The following is a 19,945-nucleotide window of genomic DNA, read 5'->3' on the forward strand; positions in this document are numbered from 1 at the left end:
AGAAAACTTGAGGAGGATAGCTATGCATTACTATGAGGTAATTTGTTTTAGTTGTAGAAATAAATTCAAAGTATACGAGGGGTCACTGAGATTCAGACAGTTAAAGGAAAGAACCGATAAGATTTTTCGTTGCGAAGAATGTTATAGCAAAATTCGTATGGATGCTATTAAAAATTTCTTTAGATAGCTCCTTCAGCAGATCTTGAGAATAATAAAAGGGACTACAAGTTAAATAAGTATAAATTCCAGGCTCAAAATTAATGAGTATCTGGGCTTTGTGGAATCATTTAGGTCTATCTCTACTTACAACTATGCTATCGTCAGTCGTTTTTCAAAACAAATTCTATCATTTTCTTATGCCTATTCATGTGTGCATTAAGAATTTGCTGCTGACATTCTACTTTGAACACAAAACCTTTGCAAAAATAAAAAGCCATCAAGAATCAGGAACAACTACTACTGCACAACTCGATTGCACTCAAAGCATTTAAAAAGAACACCTATGTTAGGTGCTCTTCCGATTAATTTTTCTTGTTTAAATCATCTGGATAAACTATCGTGTTAATTACATCTCCATTTGATTCATCTTTAAAAATTACTTTGACTTTATAATCCTTTTCATCCACACCATTAAATAATTGATAGTACATACCTGTTAAAGCTAGTCCGAATGAGGCCATTGTGTCAAGACTATTATCAAATTCTTCTTTGTTTACAGATAAAGTGAATTCTGAAAAAGATTTGTCATAGGTTACATCTTTAATAGATTTGAACTTTTCACTTGTTTCAAGCTCATCTACACTTGCTAGAATGCCTTCTTTTAAACCTTTCATCATTTCTTTATGTTCTGTTTCAGACATTTTATAAGTTAAAGAACCATCATCGTTCTTACTGACTTCCTTCATCCCACTGCTTTTTGCCTTTGAAATAACAGAATCAATGTCCTGACCCTCAAAAAATATAGCTGGAATAGTTACTTCTACATCCCCACCATCTTTGCTACCTTTTTCCTGGCCCTCACTACAACCAGAGATCAAAACACCTAGTAATATAAATAATGGTAGTATCCATTTTCTTGCCATTAAATCTCCTCCTCATACACCAATATACAGAATATGAAGAGATTACACTATACTTTATTAACATAAAGCTCTATTTCTTAACCGCTTCTATACATGAAAAATCATTTCTTTTTTGAGAAACTGATTTTTTATCGTTATCTTAATGTGGTTGGTGAAGTTCCACATCATATAAATAAAATCTATTTCCTACTAAGCGTTCAATGCTTAACTTTATAAAATTCAACACGTACTTTGATATAATCAATCATGCGTTGTTTTACATTTCTTCAACAAAGGTTGTGATGAATTTTTATGTTTGCAGTACTTTTGGCTATAAGTATTGGAGCTATTTTTGCTGTGCAAACAGCCATTAATGCTCAATTAAGAAAGTTTGTGATTTCTCCTTTTTTAGCTTCCATGATCTCCTTCGCTATTGGTGTCATCTTCTTAACTATTACATTAGTAAGTAGTGGTTCATCACTGGGGATTCCATTAGATTTATTGTTGAACCAACCTATCTATATATGGTTGGGGGGAATTGGTGGCGCTATTGCGATAACTACTAACATTCTTCTGTTTCCTAAATTGGGAAGTGTGCAAACGGCCATCCTACCGATCTTTGGAATGACTCTCATGAGTATGTTAATCGATCATAATGGATGGTTTAACTCCACACAATATTCCTTTGGATGGAATCGAATCTTTGGTATATCGTTAGTCTTAATCGGTGTCTTTGTAGCAACAGCTATACGAAGAAAGAAAAATGACCAGTATTCACCTCAAATAAATAAGGAGAGGATGTTAAATCAATGGATTTGGCGAATAGTAGGCATTCTAGCAGGAATGTTACTAGCTATCCAAATTGCTGTTAATGGGCAATTAGGTAAAGTTCTTCACTCTTCTTCTCATGCAGCCCTTGTTTCATTCTTTGTTGGTACTATTACCTTGATTATGATCGTTGGGTTAAAGGATCGTTCTTACACAAATATTAAAGAGCCTTTTAAACAATCTGCTCCTTGGTGGATATGGATTGGCGGGATCTTAGGAGGATCTTATGTTCTCATCAATGTGTTTCTTGTCAATCAAATTGGAAATGGCCAAACTGTAGTCCTTGCTTTATTCGGTCAAATCACTGGTAGCCTACTGGTACAGCAATTCGGATTGTTTAACTCGATAAAGAATCGAATTCAACCTTTACAAATAATTGGTTTAATGGTGATGATAGCTGGTGTATTTTTAATTAGGCTATTTTAAATAATTTCCTTTGTTGACCTTGAACGATGAAACTCTTTTTCAAGAATGGATGCGACATTTCCCCCAGAACATAAAACCAGAGTTCATCTACGAAATGTAGCATAAACTCTGGTAACGATTGTGGTCCATCTTTATTTTATGAATTGCCTCATGATGATTTCTTCGCCGATACGTCCTATTAGCCTTTCATTCGTATCTTCAAACCCTACTTTTACATATAGTTTCTGTGCTGGTATATTATCTTTGTCTACAACTAAAACAATTTCATCGCAATTAGGAAATTCTGCTTTAACAAACTCAACTAGTAATGTCATTCCTTGTTTTGCGTAGCCCTTCCCTTGTTCCGTATGATTAATTGATAATGCAGATAAGAGCATCGCATTTCTATTCGTAGAATATTTCTTAACTCGTTCATTAGAATTTAGGAGAAAGAAACCAACAGGTGTATTTTCACTTAGAATTACAATGCGATGCTGTCCTTCATTAATTTCCTCAAAATTGCTCGGCAGTGCAGAAAATTGTTGTTGCTCTTCAGTAAGGACAAAAGCGTTCAGTTCTTGCATATATTCACTTGAAAAATGCTTTAATTCAACCTTCTTCAATTTTTCCATTACATAATTCTCCATTCGCTTTTTCTATACTTTACCACTTTATTAGGTTGTGGTCATTCATTTATTTGAAATTTCAAAAAAACACGTACGTTAGATAAATAAATCACCTAAAAAATGCCTAGGCTCTACATTAATTTGAGTACCTAGGCATTGATGTTACTTATACTTTCTCTTGGATATGGTTACAGGGATAGTGGCAACCATTAATATTAACCCTAGATAGAGAGGATATTTTAAACATGCATTCGTTGAATACCCAAATAAATAAGGCATACCTATTAAGGCCATGACTACTCCAATTACAAACAAGCCCATTTCAATTTTTCTAATCATTCTCCCATCCCTTACCATTCCTTATTCATTTTCTAACACTATCCCTATAAACAGAGAGGCTTTATCTAAGAAGTTTCTTTAAAATAAAAGACACCCCTCAGAAATAAGGAATGTCTAACTTTTTATCTATACACATCTAACAGATTTAACAAATATCTTTCTAATTCATTAATTGCAAACAAAACTTCCTTATGAAGTCTATCCTCCACAACGCTATCATCATGAAAGACTTCTAAGTATTTATTCACTTCTACAAAGAATTTTTCATACTCCTGTAAAAACTTATCAATCGTTTGATCACCAGGTGTTACAGATAAATAAATTGTTTTAAATAAATTAAAATCACTATACGCATTACTTAAAAAATAGATAGCCAGTATTCTATCGTTATTAATATACAATTTCACAAAAGATAGATTTTGTTTCAATTTTTTCAATGCATTGATAAGATTGTTCGTTTGCTTCAACATATTTGCCGTATTACTATACATCTGATAATCACCTCCATCTTTATAATAAGCAGAAAACCAACAAATTGGAATAATTTTCTGCAAATTACTAGCTGAAAACTTCGTTTATAATACAATTAAGTCGAAATATTAATTAATAGTGCTAAATGTATTACCGCAAGGACCCCCATTGGATAAATAATGGATCTTGAAAAACTATTTTTAAATTCATTTCGAGGATGCCTTTCAAAAAATAAATGCAGGATTGCATGAATAATGAAGAATAAATCAAGGACCCAAAAAATGATGGTTTGATACTGACTGAAAAGTAAGGAAAGGATTATTACGTAAAGAAACAGGTGAATAAAAGTGAATACTTTATAAGCCTTTGAATCTTCCATATCTTTAAGTATTATAAACAATCGCCACTCAGAGCGTCTTATTGCATCCATTTCGTGCAGAAGAAATAAAGAAAAGTTAAATAAAAAAAGAATGAGTAATAAATCAGGCATATCAAACCTCCTACAGTATATATACCAAATGTTACTATAAAATCACTAACGAAATACTAAGTAAACACGCCTAAATATGTCGATTTGTAGGACTAAGGAGGCTTTTATTCTTTCCCTTATATTAAGCAATCGAGTGAAAAAAATTACCTTGCAGTCCTGTATCTAGGGTTCTTCATAAGGAGGATTATCAGTTATAACCTTTTTTACTTCATTAATTTTTGCATAAAGACATTTAAATTCATCTTGCATACAATTTTAAAATTGACCACTTTCAAGTAATCTTCTAGGAGTAAACAAAAGCACACAATCAGAAGGCTTTTCGTTGGTAAATAATATGTGTAATCCCCCAAGAAATAATATAGATTAGCATAATGAAAAGTGTCGACCCTGTATATATAACCGTAACGGATGTGTTATCTACAAAATCACTAATCGTTGTTAAGTGTTCATTCATATACAATGCAATCGGTCGTGAAATCCAAGTTAAGAGGATAAAGCTTATAAGTATAACAATTGTAATATAACCCTGTTTAAATATCTGAAATAATGGGAAGGTAAGCGCAGCAAATAGTAAGAATAAGCCACTACCAATGGCAATGTCAGATATCGTAAAATGTTTATTGAAAGCTAGAAGCGCTAGACTTGTAACACCTATGGATAAAATCATATAGGCAATCGCTCCAAGATAGCGGGATGCGATAATTTCTGTACGTGTGTATGGTAAGGAGTTTAATAATATATTCGTCTCAACTTTTTCATCGTATGCATACGTGTTAAAGGGAATAAAAATACTGGCGACCAGAAAAATTAGAACGGGTGGTGTCCCCACCAAAATAAAAACTAAGATAAAAGGAATAAAAAGTACTAGCTGCCTTTTTTGTAGTATGACATCGCGTTTAATTAAGTTAAGCATGATGGATGCCTCCTTTAAAGTAATACATGATATCTTCCAGAGAGGCACGTTCAATAATAACTGTGTCTCCAAAAATATTTTTCGCTGCTTTGATATTATCCGTTAATGCTTCAAATCCTGTAGATGCACGATGTACATGAACAAAGGCTTTTTCAGTGTCTCTATCAAGTAGATTCAACTCGCCTTTAACGAGGGCATAGTTTTCAGCTACATCGTGTATAGATTGATTAAATACTAATTCCCCTTTCTGTATAAAAGCTATGTAATCTGCGATACGATCTAAATCAGTTGTAATGTGCGTAGAAAAGAAAATGGTGCGATTGCCATCAACCATTAATTCCTGTAAAAGATCTAACAGCTCCCGTCTAAAAATGGGATCTAATCCTGCTGTTGGCTCATCCATAATGATTAGCTCTGCATGATGTGAGAGGGCTATTGCCAATGAAGCCTTCATTTGCATCCCTTTTGAAAATGTTTTGATTGCTTTGTTAAGCGGTAGTTCGAATTGTTCTACGTATTGATAAAATAATGTATCGTCCCATCGCTTGTAAGCAGGTGCAACGATACGTTTTATATCTTTTAAGTTCAACCCTTCAAAAAATATATTGCCATCGTATACAAACCCAATGCGCTGCTTAATCTCCTTCTCATGCGTCTTGTAGTCCAATCCAAAAAGCTTAACTTCTCCAGCATCTGGCCTTAATAGATTCATCATCGTTTTTATCGTTGTGGACTTACCCGCTCCATTCGCTCCAATGAAACCCGTTACAAAGCCTCGCTTTACCTGTAAATTTATATGATTTACAGAAAAGCCTTTGAACCTCTTTGTTACATTCTTTAACTCGACTACATTTTCCATCCCTTTCACTCCTCGTATAAAATCTTCAATAATTCCTTTAGCTCCTCAAGTGACAGGCCTATTTCTCTGCTATTCGCAATGACCGCACTCAGCTGTTCCTCAATAACCTTCAGCTTCTTTTCCCGTATAACCTCCAAATTTTGCTCCGCTACAAACGATCCTTTGCCAACAATGGAATAGATAAAGCCTGCCTTCTCCAATTCCTCATAAGCCCGTTTTGTTGTTATTACACTAATTTGTAAATCCTTTGCGAGGTTACGCATGGATGGTATGGCTGTGCCCTCCTGTAGTTCACCTGCTAAAATAAGTGATTTAATTTGATTCGTAATTTGTTCATAAATTGGCTCCTTTGAACTGTTCGAAATAATTATTTGCATGCCAATCCCTCTTCTTTATTTTTTTGAGAATATCGTTGAAAAAATACTCCCTAGTGCTGCAATCAGTATAGCAATAACATGGATTGTGATGAACATATTAAAAAAAGGAAAGGAATAAGGCGTTATCCATTCGGTGAAAAGCCTCGAATCCAAAATCCATCTTCCCATTCTGGCAACTAAATTATTACTATCGTTCATGTTCGGCTCCAGAGCAGTGCCATCGACCGTAATAAAGATCAATTGAACAATTAAAAATATACAGATAGTGATAATCCATCGTTTTAACAGATTACTTTCATGCGCTTTTTCAGTGCCTACCACTTAAACAATCCCCCCACCAATTCATTATATTGTATATATACTATATAAACATTATATACACAATTAAAAAATTTGTTCAACCACTTTTTTGGGTTTAAAGGAAATTTTACCGTGAAATGAGCTATGGCATTCAAATACATAGAAGGAGCCTGTTTTGATAGCTATTATCAAAACAGGCTCCTATTAACTACTTGGCCATTGATTGTGTCTTGTCATTCAAATATGTCCATTCTGCAGTTGCAATTTGATAATTTATGATATAATGAATCATCTGACTAAATTGGCAAGACAATGGCTGTAGCGTGTGACGACGCTGCGGCTTTTTCTTTGTTTTTTCCTTACTTCTTTTCTTTTTTATTGAAGGGTTGTTCTTTCTTTTGCTCTTGTTCCTCTTTTACCGCTTCTAATTCTTCAGGATTAAATTCCATTGCTAGTTCTTCTTGCTCTGCTTCATTCTTTTGCTTTTCTTTTGACAAAACACTCACCTCCAATATGCTTTAAAGTGGCCTTATTAAGAAAATCTATACTTTTCACTTTTTTCAAAGCTATCAAACGCATAAATAACCAAAAAACACCCATTCTATAAGTGCGTAGTGTCTCACTACTTAAAGAGCTGCAGAGATTTCTTTCTCTGTGGCTTCTTTTATTTTTTACATTAAAAATTTTATTAAAAGTGAATTTTGCTTATTTTTTCAGCCATACTAACTTAGCTTTAACGGCGAAAAATAAGAAAAGGATGTGTACAGATGGGTATTCTTGGTGGAAATCCAAAAGATGAACCGTTGCATTATGGTGAGGTATTTAGTGTGTGGTCGGGTTTAATTGCAGACTATGGCATGATATCTGGCTATCAAACATTTTATAATCATGCTGGTGATGAAGATCTTAAAAAAATTATTGAAGATATCATCGAAACATGTAGGGAAGAAGTAAAGCAATTAGAAAAAATTCTAAAAACAAACGGTATTGCACTACCTCCTGCATCACCTGAGAGACCTGTAGCAAGACTTGAAGATATTCCTCCAGGTGCTAAGTTTAATGATCCAGAAATAAGTGCTGCCCTTACTGCTGACCTAGTAGCTGGATTAGTTGCATGTAGTCAGGCAATGGGTACTTCTACTCGTGAAGACATCGCATTAATGTATGGGCAATTCCATATGGCTAAAGCTCAACTTGGTGCAAAACTTTTACGTTTAAACAAAAATAAAGGCTGGCTTGTACCACCACCATTACATGTTAATTATCCTGAAAAATAAAGATTCCTTTAGTTTAGTACAGTACTCATAGTGTATAGATGGGATATGCTTTAGGGGTAGATTAGGGGAAAACTTCTAAGCACAAACTCCAAGTAGAAATGGTGGAGAATTAAATGTGTCCCCTCCACCAGAAGGATTCCCATTACCTGTTATGCCAGAGATGCCAAATGAATATAGTCCTGGCCTGAAAAATAAAATATTTTTAGCTGTAGCGTTTGCGACGCTGCAGCTTTTTGAATGTATAAATAGACTATATTTGTATCGCACACTTCATAGGCTGTGACGTTGGTTGACCGTTATAGTCTTATTTTTATTTTAAAGGCAATAAACTATGCACAATGAGTTAACTTTTCATATTAATAGTAGTGTTAAGCTAATCTAGTTTAACTTGTACCTCCCTAATTGTTACTTAGGGTCACTTTCAGCCGAGTGACCCTTCAATATTTATTCATTTATTTATATCTCGTTTTAAATTCGATTATTTGGCTTGAAGCTTTCTATACTTTACATATTCTAGCTTCTCGAAAGGAGGGACTTTCATATGGGATATGAAGTTTACGGTTCAAACTATGGCAAGCATGATAATTTATCATTCGCTCTAATTGTTGTCCTCTTTATTCTTTTAATTATTGCTGGCGCTACTTTCTTATATCATTAATATTTACCTTCTAATATCCTCAAATATTCATACTAGGTTCAAAGGGTCGTCTCCCACCTTGGTGACCCTTTTTTACTACTTACTTTGTAGCATAGAAGCATATATGTAGGAAGCTTACATATGTCAAGTTTGTTATTCACACAGTGTACTAATCTAACAAACAGTTCATAGAATATATCAAGCATAATTAGGGCTAAAAATAACAAAGGAGAATGCCTATGAGCATTGATTTTATTACACTTGCCCCAACAGTCATGCAAGTGTTTAAAGCAGGAGATGCAAATCCAAAAAAAGTAAAGCGAATTGTTTATGGACAAGCTACCTCTGATGCAAATGGAATAGCCACATTATATTTTACAGACAATGCATTAGCTAATGGCAATCCGCTCTTATCTACCATTGACTATGCAGTGGCAAGTGTATACTCGACAAATTCAACGATAAACTTAAGACCGAGAGTTCAAATGAGAGAGAAGAATATTAGTGGGAAATATGTCTCTGCTAATATTACAAATATTAGTGGTGTGACAGTATTAGGAATTAGTGTATTAGGATCAGAAAATCCAGTAAGTGGCGTTATTGTAGATTTTATGGTTTTAGGTAGTTTTGATTTGTAAACAGGTCATACTGAACAAACTCCCTCCTGTTGCTTTTACATCCTTTATTAGATGGTAGACCTTTCTTGGTAAAACCTCACATCCTCACTTCTTTCGTCGAGATAGGCAAGTAACAAATGTATTCTTTACATGTGGATGGGTCAATGATTAAGTTTAGTTTTTAGTGATTTATTTTTTTAATAAACCATAAGTTTTGAAAAATAATGAGAAAAAAAATAAAGACAAAGTCGAAAAAATCGACTTTGTCTACTGAAAACACTCTATTTAAGAATGTTTTTCTTCATTTAAAAATTAAAGTTTAACGATGTTAGCAGCTTGTGGTCCACGTTGACCTTCTTCAACTGTGAATTCAACTTTTTGACCTTCTTCAAGTGATTTGAAACCTTCACCTTGGATAGCTGAGAAGTGAGCGAATACGTCTTGTCCGCCTTCTACTTCGATGAAACCAAAACCTTTTTCTGCGTTAAACCATTTTACTGTACCTTGTGTCATTTAAATGACCTCCAATAATGTTATTAAATAAAATCATACAACTTCCAAAGAAAAAAATTCACATATTACAAAAAGTAACTAACAAAACACGATTACTCTTTGTAATATGTGAATTTATTATTTCTTTAAGAAAGATTCTATTACATACAGTATATGATAAAAAATCGTATTAGTCCAGTGTAAAGTGAAATTTTTTATCAATGAAAGGCTAAAACTTGCATATACCACTTATTTAAAGGGGTAAAATTAGTCATTTCACCGCCATTAAGTAGCTACAGATTATTTATTGAAGAGTTGGAAACTACATTACCTTGGCCTTCATTATTCCTGCTAACAGCTAACATCGTGCCATCAGCCTTTAGCCCAACAGTATGATAACCCGTAGCTAGAGGCAATTATTTTTGTATTTCAATAGCGATATTCCTTACCTCATTAATTCCGTATATTTTTTTGAAGCTGAATATTACATTTTAGGACATAATTGCCCTATGCTTCCTTAGGCTCCACATGGACATGCACTTCATAAACTCCTTGCTCTTCCACCATATTTTTTTCAACAACCGAAGCAACATCATGTGCTTTCGTGATATCTAGCTTTGCATCTACAAGTATAACGACATCAATTACCTCATTATTCCCATAATTTCTTCCTCTGATTTCTTTCAATCCTTTAACGCCATCTATTTTTAAAATAATCTCTTTGTATGTTTGCAGAATTTTCTCATCAAATCCATCCGATAGTTCATGAGAAGCTTCCTTAAAAATCTCCCAAGCTGTTTTACAAATGATGAAACCTACAACGATCGCAGTTCCTGTATCTAACCAAGGCATATGTAGTTGTGACCCTAAAATTCCTACAGCGGTTCCAATACTTACCCAAGCATCTGACAAATTATCTTTAGCTGCAGCCATAACGGCTTTACTATTGATTTTTTCAGCCAATTGTTTGTTGTAACGATAGACAAAATACATCACCAATGCTGATCCTCCCCCTACATAGGCTGCAACCATATCCGGCGACTCTTTTCCACCCTGAAAAATGGAAGAAAAACCACCGACCAATACTTGAATACCAACGGCCATCATAATAAATGAAGCGACCATTGATGCAATGGTTTCACTTTTCCAATGACCATAGCGATGATCATGATCTGCTGGTTTTTGTGAAAGCTTTAGTCCAATGAGTACTGCAATAGAGGCAATAATATCTGTCGTATTATTCAATCCATCCGCTTTTAAAGCTTCTGAACCACTCAAGTAACCAATGCCAACTTTTATGATGGATAAAATTATATATGCAATAATACTGATGATGGCACCACGTTCACCTAATTTAAGATTATTATATCTTTCTGCTTCCAATTCACTTACCTCCCACTTACGTACATTATCATCATAACAACCCAACATCGAGTGGGTCTACAGCAACCTTTTTGCACTACTATACATAAGTAGGAGGAATATAAAAGTGTTGATGAGGGGAAAAAATAAAGCCCTTAGGAAGAAACTCAGATACTGGTTCAAAGCCTAGAAATTATTATACTAACCGAATAAAATAGTAGTGTATCTGTTCTTTAAGATTTTTTCCTCCAACGAACACACCTAACAAACCTTGGTCATTTCCATTTTCGGGAGTGACCCTTTTTACGTACTTATAAGCACGTAAAAAACCTTGCCACAACTGTAGCAAGGCTTTTCATCTCAATTATCCTCGTAGAAATCCGCCCTCTGAGTGGATTATTTGTCCAGTTATCCATGTAGCCTCCTCGCTAGCAAGAAAGCTAATCACCTTGGCCACATCCAGTGGTGTCCCAATTCGACCCATTGGAAATTTAGGTAACAGATAACCCCTAATCTCATCATTCATCCATGTAGAATCTGTTGGCCCTGGATTGACAGCATTGACGGTAATGCCCAGTGGTGCTAGCTCCTGTGCTAATGATCTAGTAAAGGCTGAAATTGCCCCTTTCGTTGCTACATAGGCTAGCTCTCCCATCATAGGACCTAAATCTTGACCAGATGTCATATTAATGATTCTCCCTGAATTTAAATTAGCTTTTTCAAAAAGACGTGCAAATTCCACACAAAGTAGTAAGGTTGACCTCATATTCACCGCGTAATGTTCGTCTAATGTTTGAGCATCTAACGCTAAATAACCATCTTGTGCTGAATGGGCAGCATTATTTACTAAAATAGAAGGTACACCTAGTTTTTCGAAAACCGTTTGGAGTATCCTTTTTGGAGCTTGGGAATCTGCTAAATCAATTGACATTTCTTCACATGAAACACCCGTACTCAAAATTTCCTGTTTGAATTCTCCTATCCACTTACGATCAGCATGCCAGTGTGCGAAAAAAACATTGACACCGTCTGTAGCCAATCTTCTACAAATAGCTGTTCCAATATCTTGAGGGTGGCTTGCACCTGTAATGATTGCTATTTTACGTTTTGTTTTATTCATTTCTTTTTACCCCCATGCTTTTTGATGGTTATTGAGATTATTAATAAAAAAAGAGCATTACCATAATGGTCTGCTCCGTTTTTAGAAATCAAAGCCCTTACACTGAACATCCTTTGAAATGACCACCATACCTAGTCAAACAAAATTCGTGTTAATTTTCTAATCTAAAACTTTAATCTGATTTTGAACTTCAATAGAAAAGGCTTCTACATCAAATTGATGTTGCTTTATCGTATCTTCGGCTAACTGTTGAGCCTTCTTTTTAGCCTTGTCATTTTTCTCTTCTGTTAAATTAATCCTTACTTGAATTTCCTCAGACGTCATACTATGGTCAACGCTGAAAGTGCCAAAATCTTGTGTAAACATTGTCTCAAATAGATTGGCCATGACATCATTATAACTTAGCCGAGTTGAGATCGTTTCTGCTGGCTCATAGAGTTGCTTTAATGTTATTTGAAAAGAGATGGGGTTTAATTCATTAGCTTTGATAACGTCCAGCATTGTTTCTTCTATATGTTGCTTTGTCTTGTGATCGACCTTCTCGGGTAATGACACAAGGAGCTCTATTTTTCCATTAGGTAAAATTCCATAATCTAATAGAAAGCTATAGGATTCTTTGCGCAATGTATAAGAAATCTCACTAATTAAAAATTGATATTGCTGAATATAACGCAATAATTCATCATTACTAGGTTGTGACATAGAAACATTGGTTTTTTCAGCATATTGAATAGGTGCATTTGCAAAAAAGAAAAATGCACCACAAACAATGCTTAAAAGTAGAAACCATAACGTAAATAACCTTTTAATAAACATGTATAGCCCCCTTATTCGGGACTATATGCCAATTATCTAAAGTAAATTACGGTAGAATTTTATAAAACAACACACGATCTTGATTTTCACCACCATAATTACTATGAATGGACGTATTATCGATCACCTTGTCACCCTTTTCCATTCTAAAACCGAGATTCTTATGGAAGGCGATGGACACTTCGTTAATAGGCGACGTAACACATTTCACAATATTTCGATGGTATTGCTTCACCACATGAAAGAATACATCATATAATCTTTTTGCAATATTCTGTTTTCTATAATCAGGATGGACCCCAACAAAATGGATGAACGCTTCATTCGTTTTGGACTGCGATAAAAAGCCAATGAGGAAGCCGATAATTTCGCCATCCTTCTCCATAATAAGGCTCGTATTTGTAAAGTGATCAAAAAATAATTTAGGCAGCTTATCTGACATATTCCTACCGCCCCACCACTCATTAATCAATGGAGATAAAGTATAGTAATCTGAACTCTGTACACTACGAATATTCATGGAATCCCTCCTCCTTTTCAAGTCATACAACAGACTTATAGTCTGAATATATCTACAGCTATTATATAAATGGTGACATTCACCACAGCAAACGCACTACAAATGTATTTAAGTTATTGTGCTGAGGCTCATACAAACTCAAAAACAATCACCATAACCAGATATGGATAAAACAATGTAGAAATGTAGATGAATACTATCTATATACCCTCCATCTAGGTAGGTTAATCCTACTCTTATTTTACCCTACCATTTATTTCAATATCAATGGTTCTATTATACCTTTGCCATCACTAATGACTTTAACGTGTTGCTTAAAGCCTGAATGTGGTTTGTGGTATCTGTCATGCTAACAAGAAGTTGATTTTCGTCCTCCACTGAATGTAAAATAGCTCCCGTAGAAGCTGCATTTTGCTCCGTCATGTGATTCAGTTTTTCAATTTGCTTTTGGATTACCTCGAATTGTGAGATGGCACTGCTTAATTCATGCATCCCTCTTGTTAAATCTGTATTCGTTTCCGTAAAAGAATCCTTTAAACTATTAAAGAAATGACTGACATCCTGTAAAAGCTGTTCTCCATGCTGGAGTGCCTTTTCACCGTCATCAGAACGTTTATGGGCCTCTGTTGATTTTTCAAACAAGGTTTTCGTCACATTGGTAATGCTGACAGTTATTGCAGCGCTTTCTTCTGCTAGCTTACGCACTTCATCTGCTACAATCGCAAATCCTTTTCCGTGTTCTCCCGCTCTAGCCGCTTCTATTGCCGCATTTAAGGCCAATAAATTAGTCTGTTCTGCAATATGGGTAATTCCCTTTAATAAACTATCCACCGTTTGTAGGCTATGTTGTAGCTCGTTGACAGTTTCCGCAGTTGAGCCCATCGCATGACTCATGACGCTCATTTGAGTCATTGCATCCTGCATTTTATCCCATCCTGCTAATACTTCTTGTTGTAGCTCAGTAGATTTAACGACCGTATCCTTCGAAATTGTCAATGTTTTATTGACAAAATGAACCGAGTCACCCATTGTACCGTGGATCATTTGTAAACTGGATGCCTCCTGCTGAATACTTGCAGAGATGTCCTCTGTTGCTACTAAAATTTGCTTACTAGAGCCAGAAATCTTTTGCATTGTTTGTTGGAATTGTGTGACATGCTTGTCCAATGCCTGACTGCTCTTTTCGATTTCCTGAAATGTATTTTGTAGTTGATTGAAGGATGCTTGCACTTCATTTTGCTGGATTTCTGCATGTTGAATCAATTCATTCCCCCATTTTGCCAGCAAATAAAAAGCAATAATGACCCCATTCATGATTGCAAGAAGTGTCACAAAGACAATGGTGTCATCAAATGGTCCTAACAAGGATGACGAGTTGACCATATATAAAATGAAAAAACTAAGATTAGTTAAAATCCCAAAGAAAACAATCAATTCTTTTTTAAAATACAGGGCAATAATAGCCACTGTACACAGTAAAATATAATGTTTATTTAATGAAAAGCTATCAAGCAAAAATAAGGTAAACACAACACTTGATGGAATGAGGCCAAAAATAAAGCCTTTGACATACGTTTTTATAGGTAAAAAATAATTACATACTGCCAAGGCAATGACAGCTAACCCAATAAATAAAAAATGTATGCCCTTTGATAGAATCATAGGTCCACATATTAGAATGGCCAAAATTAAGATAATAGCCAAATTTACACGATGAACTTTTCGTGTATCATAACGAATTTTATGCTCCATTACTATCCCCCTAAAAAAATGAATAGACATTCAGTTTAATTTTCTATTATTATATAGTATAACAACTACTTTTTGTAGCTAAATATTGTATTTATAAGCAGAATTAGCTTATTTTTGAAATAAAAGGGGGAAATTAAATTGACTAGCGTCCAACAAATCGCACCAAATTTCTACTGTATCGATACACATGATTTAGGTCGAGAGCAGCGAACAAGCTCCTATCTATTAATCGATGAAAAGATAGCTCTCATTGAAACTTCAGCCAGCCCATCTGTACCTTATATTATGGAAGGGTTACAGAAATTAAATATTGCAGTAGAGGATATAGACTATGTCATCGTGACACATATTCATTTAGACCATGCAGGCGGAGCAGGGTTATTTTTGCAAAGCTGTCCCAATGCTAAATTCGTGGTTCATCCACGAGGCGTAGCCCATATGATTGATCCAAGTCGTCTTATCCTCAGTGCTAAAGGGGTTTATGGCGCTGAATTTGACCGCCTTTTTGATCCAATTGTGCCCATTGACGCTGCAAGAATTATTGAAATTCATCACGAACAGCGTTTGCAATTAGGTCAACATCATTTAACGTTTTATCATACTGAGGGGCATGCTAAGCATCATGTTTCAATGCTTTATTCCGCTACAAATGGCTTGTTTGTAGGTGATACAACAGGTGTTCGCTATCCCGAAATGGATGAGGAAGCAATTGATTTAATCATTCCGTCCACCTCTCCAAATCAATACAACCCTGAAACAATGGAACAATCTTTAAAATTGTACGAAAAGCTACAAGCAAGTGAATTATACTTCGGTCACTATGGGGCTTATCAAAATCCAGCAGAAGCCTATCGTCAGGTGCGCTATTGGACACCGCTCTTTTTAGAAGAAGGTAGAAAAGCGCAAGCAGCATCCAGCCAGTTCCAAGAACAAGTTCACTACTTAGATGCTCGCTTAAAGGAACTTTTATTCAACTATCTACAGGAAAACGGCATTCCGTCCGATCATCCTGTCTATCAAACCATCCCATTCGATACCATTGTGTCCGCAATGGGAATACTGGATTACCTCGAAAAAGCAAATGCACAGGTTCCACTTTAATAGGAAAAGAGGTGTCTCCAATGATTTTGTGGACACCTTTTTTTAGATTCGCTAATAATATTGGCCGAAGCGATCTTTTTTTTGGAAAATCCGCTCTTTTTTTATCGCAAAGTGCTCTTTTTTCAGGTGAACCCGCTCTCTTTTCTGATCAAAGCGCACCAAATCTCATCAGTAGTGACCATGCCCTGTTCCACATATAGAGGCTTTTCCTTGTCTTCATTCCTTTAATTGATCTAGAACTGCTTGAAAATTTTGTTGCTCCCCTACTTCACGAAATAATTGAAAGGGATTGCTCATTTTTTTCATGCGCTCCATGACAAAAGGAATCGTAAAAAGTGTGGGTTTTAGGTTTTCATTAACCTCCTCCCACAGAAGCGGTGTGGCTACTAAACCCATTTCATTGCCACGAGTGGAATACGGGGCAATGATGGTCTTGCCCTCTGCATGCTGCACATAATCTAAATATAATTTTTCATGACGATTCTTCTTTAAACGCTCAATTGTATATAAATTTGGCTTTTGCTCACATAAAAAGCGACAAACGAATTCTGTAAATATACGTACCTCTTCATAAGTAAATGTATTTTCTGGTAAAGGAATATATAGCTGTAAACCTTTTCCACCTGATGTTTTAACAAAGGACTGTAGCTGAAAATAATCAATAATGTTCTTTAAATCAAGTGCTCCTGAAACGGCTAATGAAAAATCTTGTACTGAGGGAGGATCTAAGTCGAAAACGATTTCTGTCGGGTATTGAGAATGATGTGTTTGAAATGGAATGTGGAGCTCTAATGCCAGCTGATTTCCAAGCCACAATAACGTTTCCAAGTTATTACACACGATATAATCAATATCATCCATCACAGCTGTTGCCATAAAATTAGGTATTTTCTCTGGCCTACTTTTTTGATAAAAACTTTCACCTGGAGCACCATGTGGATAGCGTATTAGCGTTAGAGGGCGATCCTTTAGAAATGGCATTAAATAGGACGAGATATTTTGCAAATAGAACAAGTATTGATCCTTTGTAATACCCATTTTTGGCCATACAGGCTTGTCTGGATGTGTGATAGCAACTGATTCAGGGATAGGATACAGTTGACGTTGCATGTGCAGCCAATGACATTCCTCAGGTGACATCTCTAATCGAAAGGCATGAAATCTAGGTTCACGAAGCTTACTACCATCAAAATCAATACAGGCAATATCAACACAAATAGAAGGCTCAAGTACCCATAACTGCTTTTTACGCAGTCCATTAGTCTGAAAGAATTTGACAAGTGTTTGATGCTCTTCCTCTGTCATACCATGCTTAAACGTAACGACTTCTCGTAATTGATTGTTCTCAAAAACTGCACCATGAAAATAACTATTGCTATGATCGTATTGTGTGACAATGACTGTGACATAACGCCAATTTTTTATCTTTAACCAATGATTTGATCGTATGTTTTCAAGCCATTTACTTGTTTTCTTCTTAGCAACAATGCCTTCTCCATTGTAAAGCTTGATGGACTGCCATAAGCTCTCATGTTCCTCACTACCATGTATGACTTGGATAGGGGTTGGGTTCTCATAGTTAACGCTTGGCCATTTGAACTTCGTAGCAAGCTTGACCAATTGCTCCTTACGCGTTTTTAAATAGTGGTTTTGGAGAGATTCTCCTTTAAGGGTTAAAACATCAAATGCTAGATAGTGAAAAGGAAACAAATGAGCGTGCTCCTGAATCACGTCTTGATTTTGCATTCTCCCCCTCTTTTGAACAACGGTAAAATCGCTTTTATAATGATTGCGTAAATAAACTAACTCACCATCTAAGGTTAGGGGTAAAAAGGTTTGGATGGATGCAGATATTTGCTGACAAAAAGCTAAAATTTCGGGAAACAGGTGATTTAATTGTCGCCCATTTCTACTAATGAGCTTCGGCTCCTCATCCCAAACTAATAAGCAGCGAAAACCATCATATTTCGTTTCAAATAGCCATTCATCTCCACTAGGAATATCGTTTGTTTCCGATAAATGCATTGGTTTCATTCCGCTATACCTACTTTGCTTTTTATATTCAGTGTTTGAAGATTTCATTTTAAGATACATAAAAAACCTCAAAATACATCATAGTAAGAAAAACGAGGTGACAACAATGCATACAGTGTGGAAAGGCAGTATTTCCTTTGGACTTGTTAATATTCCTGTGAAACTACATGCTGCTACTGAAAATAAAGATGTCAAATTGCGTCAGCTTCACAAAGACTGCCATACGCCGATTAGCTATAAAAAGGTTTGTGAGGGCTGTAACCAAGAGGTAAAAGATGAGGATATCGTGAAGGCTTATGAATATGCCAAAAATAAATTTGTTGTGTTGGATCCAGACGATTTAGAAAACTTGCGTAAGGAAAATGAAGATAAGGCTGTGGAAATTATTGATTTTGTGCAATTAACTGAAATCGATCCCATCTATTTTGAACGCACCTATTTTTTATCACCCGATTCGACGGGTGCCAAAGCCTATTCATTGTTACGAAAAACATTAGAACAATCAGGAAAAATTGGCATTGCCAAAATCATTATCCGCTCTAAAGAGCAGCTTGCCATCGTGCGTGTTTATCAAAATGCCCTCGTGATGGAAACAATTCACTATCCAGATGAGGTAAGAAGTATTGGCGATGTACCTAATATTCCAAGCGAACAGGATGTAGTACAAAAGGAGCTCGATACAGCCCTCATGTTAGTGGAACAGCTAACAACTACATTCAACCCTGAAAAATATACAGACGATTACCGCAATGCTTTATTAGAACTAATTGAAGAAAAGAAAGCTACAAATTCGATCGCTACAAGCGATAAACAACGTCCAATTCCTGAAAATGTCACGGATTTAATGACAGCACTACAGGCCTCTTTAGAAAAAACAAAAAAGCCCGCTACAAGAAAACGGACAACACGGACAAAGAAAAATGCCTAAGAACAAGCGTATCCTGACATTTGGATACGCTTTAAAATTGTCGAAAATAGGAATCTAAATCCTTTTTGCGCTGAATCATTAAAAGTTTAGCCAATACAGCATGTTGCTGTTTAAAGAATTTAGGCTTTCCTACCCTTTCAAAGCGTTTATTCCAACGAAACATTTTAAAAAAGATCGAAAAAGTAGGTTGATAGTGAGCTTTTTCGATGCCCATTTTCTGTTTCATAAATCTTTTTAAAATACGAAAGACTCGAATTTTATAAGGGATATCGAGAAAGATAATGCAATCAGCTTGCTGAAAGCTATCAACAACCCACTCCTCCTGATGGATCCCCTCTATAATCCAACTGTTCGTTTGAAGAATGGTTTGTAAGTGCTCCTTTTTTTCTTCATCTTTTCTTAGAATATCCCCTGATTCCTTTCGCATCCATGCCACATTATCAAGCTCATAATAAGGAATCTGCAAGGTTTTAGATAATTTCCTCGCCAATGTCGTTTTCCCACTGCCAACGGACCCAATGATATGTATTTTTTGTGGAAACGCTTTTGTCACAGAACCCCTCCATTAGATGTATCTTTGTAGAAATAATTCCTTTATTATACAATAGATTTCAGCTTAC

At 35.5% G+C, this 19,945-nt stretch carries 25 protein-coding genes and 1 pseudogene; 8 read left to right on the forward strand and 18 right to left on the reverse strand.

Annotated elements, in window-relative coordinates; translation table 11 throughout:
• Nucleotides 1–22: 22 nt before the first annotated feature.
• Complete coding sequence (locus HCH28_RS25210) at nucleotides 23–187, forward strand: DUF2197 domain-containing protein (RefSeq protein WP_255601713.1); 165 nt, start codon at nucleotides 23–25, stop codon at nucleotides 185–187.
• A gap of 334 nt (nucleotides 188–521) precedes the next feature.
• On the opposite strand, the gene HCH28_RS20910 is transcribed toward HCH28_RS25210, so the two are convergent.
• A complete protein-coding gene (locus HCH28_RS20910; RefSeq protein ID WP_221682923.1) occupies nucleotides 522–1,082 on the reverse strand; it encodes a hypothetical protein in 561 nt (186 codons plus the stop codon).
• A gap of 291 nt (nucleotides 1,083–1,373) precedes the next feature.
• On the opposite strand from HCH28_RS20910, the gene HCH28_RS20915 reads away from it, so the two are divergent.
• A complete protein-coding gene (locus tag HCH28_RS20915; RefSeq protein ID WP_221682924.1) occupies nucleotides 1,374–2,315 on the forward strand; it encodes a DMT family transporter in 942 nt (313 codons plus the stop codon).
• 131 nt (nucleotides 2,316–2,446) lie between these two features.
• On the opposite strand, the gene HCH28_RS20920 is transcribed toward HCH28_RS20915, so the two are convergent.
• The 8 genes from HCH28_RS20920 to HCH28_RS20955 all read right to left on the reverse strand — a co-directional run bounded on the left by HCH28_RS20920 (nucleotide 2,447) and on the right by HCH28_RS20955 (nucleotide 7,166).
• Nucleotides 2,447–2,926, reverse strand: a complete 480-nt coding sequence (locus HCH28_RS20920) for a GNAT family N-acetyltransferase (protein ID WP_221682925.1) — start codon at nucleotides 2,924–2,926, stop codon at nucleotides 2,447–2,449.
• A gap of 455 nt (nucleotides 2,927–3,381) precedes the next feature.
• Nucleotides 3,382–3,750 (reverse strand): hypothetical protein, encoded by a 369-nt coding sequence (locus tag HCH28_RS20925; protein ID WP_221682926.1) that lies wholly within the window; start codon nucleotides 3,748–3,750, stop codon nucleotides 3,382–3,384.
• Nucleotides 3,751–3,845: 95 nt separating this feature from the next.
• The gene (locus HCH28_RS20930; protein ID WP_221682927.1) at nucleotides 3,846–4,220 is read right to left on the reverse strand and encodes a DUF6713 family protein; all 375 of its coding nucleotides are present in this window, start codon (nucleotides 4,218–4,220) and stop codon (nucleotides 3,846–3,848) included.
• Nucleotides 4,221–4,527: 307 nt separating this feature from the next.
• Entirely contained in the window at nucleotides 4,528–5,133 is a 606-nt protein-coding gene (locus HCH28_RS20935; RefSeq protein WP_221682928.1) for an ABC-2 transporter permease, read from the reverse strand.
• Nucleotides 5,126–5,992: an ABC transporter ATP-binding protein gene (locus tag HCH28_RS20940; protein WP_004225204.1), complete on the reverse strand. Its 867-nt coding sequence runs from the start codon at nucleotides 5,990–5,992 to the stop codon at nucleotides 5,126–5,128. The genes HCH28_RS20935 and HCH28_RS20940 overlap by 8 nt, the downstream gene beginning before the upstream one ends.
• A gap of 5 nt (nucleotides 5,993–5,997) precedes the next feature.
• Nucleotides 5,998–6,369 (reverse strand): GntR family transcriptional regulator, encoded by a 372-nt coding sequence (locus HCH28_RS20945; protein ID WP_036076388.1) that lies wholly within the window; start codon nucleotides 6,367–6,369, stop codon nucleotides 5,998–6,000.
• A gap of 15 nt (nucleotides 6,370–6,384) precedes the next feature.
• Nucleotides 6,385–6,690, reverse strand: coding sequence for a YfzA family protein (locus HCH28_RS20950; protein WP_221682929.1), 306 nt, complete (start codon nucleotides 6,688–6,690; stop codon nucleotides 6,385–6,387).
• 338 nt (nucleotides 6,691–7,028) lie between these two features.
• Nucleotides 7,029–7,166 carry a hypothetical protein gene (locus tag HCH28_RS20955; protein ID WP_221682930.1) on the reverse strand — a complete coding sequence of 46 codons (138 nt, stop codon included), beginning with the start codon at nucleotides 7,164–7,166 and terminating at the stop codon, nucleotides 7,029–7,031.
• 270 nt (nucleotides 7,167–7,436) lie between these two features.
• On the opposite strand from HCH28_RS20955, the gene HCH28_RS20960 reads away from it, so the two are divergent.
• The 4 genes and pseudogenes from HCH28_RS20960 (at nucleotide 7,437) to HCH28_RS20970 (ending at nucleotide 9,221) form a co-directional block, all read left to right on the forward strand.
• The gene (locus HCH28_RS20960) at nucleotides 7,437–7,946 is read left to right on the forward strand and encodes a DUF3231 family protein (RefSeq protein WP_004225199.1); all 510 of its coding nucleotides are present in this window, start codon (nucleotides 7,437–7,439) and stop codon (nucleotides 7,944–7,946) included.
• 85 nt (nucleotides 7,947–8,031) lie between these two features.
• Nucleotides 8,032–8,139, forward strand: a pseudogene (locus HCH28_RS25500) (manganese catalase family protein); the annotation flags it as partial.
• A 348-nt stretch (nucleotides 8,140–8,487) separates the two neighbouring features.
• A complete protein-coding gene (locus HCH28_RS20965) occupies nucleotides 8,488–8,604 on the forward strand; it encodes a YjcZ family sporulation protein (RefSeq protein WP_004225198.1) in 117 nt (38 codons plus the stop codon).
• A 218-nt stretch (nucleotides 8,605–8,822) separates the two neighbouring features.
• A complete protein-coding gene (locus HCH28_RS20970; RefSeq protein ID WP_004225196.1) occupies nucleotides 8,823–9,221 on the forward strand; it encodes a hypothetical protein in 399 nt (132 codons plus the stop codon).
• A 291-nt stretch (nucleotides 9,222–9,512) separates the two neighbouring features.
• Here HCH28_RS20970 and HCH28_RS20975 read toward each other — a convergent pair whose 3' ends face one another.
• From HCH28_RS20975 to HCH28_RS21000, 7 genes are all read right to left on the reverse strand, one after another.
• Nucleotides 9,513–9,713, reverse strand: a complete 201-nt coding sequence (locus HCH28_RS20975) for a cold-shock protein (RefSeq protein ID WP_004225195.1) — start codon at nucleotides 9,711–9,713, stop codon at nucleotides 9,513–9,515.
• Between the two features lie 272 nt (nucleotides 9,714–9,985).
• Complete coding sequence (locus tag HCH28_RS25505; protein WP_341275683.1) at nucleotides 9,986–10,108, reverse strand: hypothetical protein; 123 nt, start codon at nucleotides 10,106–10,108, stop codon at nucleotides 9,986–9,988.
• Between the two features lie 91 nt (nucleotides 10,109–10,199).
• Nucleotides 10,200–11,075, reverse strand: a complete 876-nt coding sequence (locus HCH28_RS20980) for a cation diffusion facilitator family transporter (protein ID WP_305068592.1) — start codon at nucleotides 11,073–11,075, stop codon at nucleotides 10,200–10,202.
• A gap of 343 nt (nucleotides 11,076–11,418) precedes the next feature.
• Complete coding sequence (locus tag HCH28_RS20985) at nucleotides 11,419–12,174, reverse strand: SDR family oxidoreductase (protein ID WP_221682932.1); 756 nt, start codon at nucleotides 12,172–12,174, stop codon at nucleotides 11,419–11,421.
• A gap of 159 nt (nucleotides 12,175–12,333) precedes the next feature.
• Nucleotides 12,334–12,990, reverse strand: coding sequence for a hypothetical protein (locus HCH28_RS20990; protein WP_221682933.1), 657 nt, complete (start codon nucleotides 12,988–12,990; stop codon nucleotides 12,334–12,336).
• A gap of 46 nt (nucleotides 12,991–13,036) precedes the next feature.
• Nucleotides 13,037–13,510 (reverse strand): GNAT family N-acetyltransferase, encoded by a 474-nt coding sequence (locus HCH28_RS20995; RefSeq protein WP_221682934.1) that lies wholly within the window; start codon nucleotides 13,508–13,510, stop codon nucleotides 13,037–13,039.
• A gap of 276 nt (nucleotides 13,511–13,786) precedes the next feature.
• Nucleotides 13,787–15,262 (reverse strand): methyl-accepting chemotaxis protein, encoded by a 1,476-nt coding sequence (locus tag HCH28_RS21000; protein WP_221682935.1) that lies wholly within the window; start codon nucleotides 15,260–15,262, stop codon nucleotides 13,787–13,789.
• 138 nt (nucleotides 15,263–15,400) lie between these two features.
• On the opposite strand from HCH28_RS21000, the gene HCH28_RS21005 reads away from it, so the two are divergent.
• Nucleotides 15,401–16,363: an MBL fold metallo-hydrolase gene (locus HCH28_RS21005; RefSeq protein ID WP_221682936.1), complete on the forward strand. Its 963-nt coding sequence runs from the start codon at nucleotides 15,401–15,403 to the stop codon at nucleotides 16,361–16,363.
• A gap of 216 nt (nucleotides 16,364–16,579) precedes the next feature.
• Here the strand turns inward: HCH28_RS21005 and HCH28_RS21010 are convergent, their stop codons facing one another.
• Nucleotides 16,580–18,397, reverse strand: a complete 1,818-nt coding sequence (locus HCH28_RS21010; RefSeq protein ID WP_221682937.1) for a DNA ligase D — start codon at nucleotides 18,395–18,397, stop codon at nucleotides 16,580–16,582.
• A 106-nt stretch (nucleotides 18,398–18,503) separates the two neighbouring features.
• Here HCH28_RS21010 and ku point away from each other — a divergent pair, with 106 nt between their 5' ends.
• A complete protein-coding gene (ku, locus tag HCH28_RS21015) occupies nucleotides 18,504–19,325 on the forward strand; it encodes a non-homologous end joining protein Ku (protein WP_221682938.1) in 822 nt (273 codons plus the stop codon).
• Between the two features lie 31 nt (nucleotides 19,326–19,356).
• Here the strand turns inward: ku and HCH28_RS21020 are convergent, their stop codons facing one another.
• The gene (locus HCH28_RS21020) at nucleotides 19,357–19,878 is read right to left on the reverse strand and encodes an AAA family ATPase (RefSeq protein WP_221682939.1); all 522 of its coding nucleotides are present in this window, start codon (nucleotides 19,876–19,878) and stop codon (nucleotides 19,357–19,359) included.
• Nucleotides 19,879–19,945 lie beyond the last annotated feature (67 nt).

Origin of the sequence: Lysinibacillus sp. K60 (assembly GCF_019731275.1) — a bacterium.
GTDB classification, from domain to species: Bacteria; Bacillota; Bacilli; order Bacillales_A; family Planococcaceae; genus Lysinibacillus; species Lysinibacillus capsici.

Coding starts and splice junctions, on each gene's coding strand:
- HCH28_RS20910 (WP_221682923.1), bottom strand. CDS start 1,082: ATGGCAAGAAAATGGATACTACCATTATTTATATTACTAGGTGTTTTG.
- HCH28_RS20965 (WP_004225198.1), top strand. CDS start 8,488: ATGGGATATGAAGTTTACGGTTCAAACTATGGCAAGCATGATAATTTA.
- HCH28_RS20975 (WP_004225195.1), bottom strand. CDS start 9,713: ATGACACAAGGTACAGTAAAATGGTTTAACGCAGAAAAAGGTTTTGGT.
- HCH28_RS20915 (WP_221682924.1), top strand. CDS start 1,374: ATGTTTGCAGTACTTTTGGCTATAAGTATTGGAGCTATTTTTGCTGTG.
- HCH28_RS20960 (WP_004225199.1), top strand. CDS start 7,437: ATGGGTATTCTTGGTGGAAATCCAAAAGATGAACCGTTGCATTATGGT.
- HCH28_RS20990 (WP_221682933.1), bottom strand. CDS start 12,990: ATGTTTATTAAAAGGTTATTTACGTTATGGTTTCTACTTTTAAGCATT.
- HCH28_RS21010 (WP_221682937.1), bottom strand. CDS start 18,397: ATGAAACCAATGCATTTATCGGAAACAAACGATATTCCTAGTGGAGAT.
- HCH28_RS20995 (WP_221682934.1), bottom strand. CDS start 13,510: ATGAATATTCGTAGTGTACAGAGTTCAGATTACTATACTTTATCTCCA.
- HCH28_RS20945 (WP_036076388.1), bottom strand. CDS start 6,369: ATGCAAATAATTATTTCGAACAGTTCAAAGGAGCCAATTTATGAACAA.
- HCH28_RS20925 (WP_221682926.1), bottom strand. CDS start 3,750: ATGTATAGTAATACGGCAAATATGTTGAAGCAAACGAACAATCTTATC.
- HCH28_RS20970 (WP_004225196.1), top strand. CDS start 8,823: ATGAGCATTGATTTTATTACACTTGCCCCAACAGTCATGCAAGTGTTT.
- HCH28_RS20985 (WP_221682932.1), bottom strand. CDS start 12,174: ATGAATAAAACAAAACGTAAAATAGCAATCATTACAGGTGCAAGCCAC.
- HCH28_RS20930 (WP_221682927.1), bottom strand. CDS start 4,220: ATGCCTGATTTATTACTCATTCTTTTTTTATTTAACTTTTCTTTATTT.
- HCH28_RS20940 (WP_004225204.1), bottom strand. CDS start 5,992: ATGGAAAATGTAGTCGAGTTAAAGAATGTAACAAAGAGGTTCAAAGGC.
- ku (WP_221682938.1), top strand. CDS start 18,504: ATGCATACAGTGTGGAAAGGCAGTATTTCCTTTGGACTTGTTAATATT.
- HCH28_RS21000 (WP_221682935.1), bottom strand. CDS start 15,262: ATGGAGCATAAAATTCGTTATGATACACGAAAAGTTCATCGTGTAAAT.
- HCH28_RS20935 (WP_221682928.1), bottom strand. CDS start 5,133: ATGCTTAACTTAATTAAACGCGATGTCATACTACAAAAAAGGCAGCTA.
- HCH28_RS20920 (WP_221682925.1), bottom strand. CDS start 2,926: ATGGAAAAATTGAAGAAGGTTGAATTAAAGCATTTTTCAAGTGAATAT.
- HCH28_RS25210 (WP_255601713.1), top strand. CDS start 23: ATGCATTACTATGAGGTAATTTGTTTTAGTTGTAGAAATAAATTCAAA.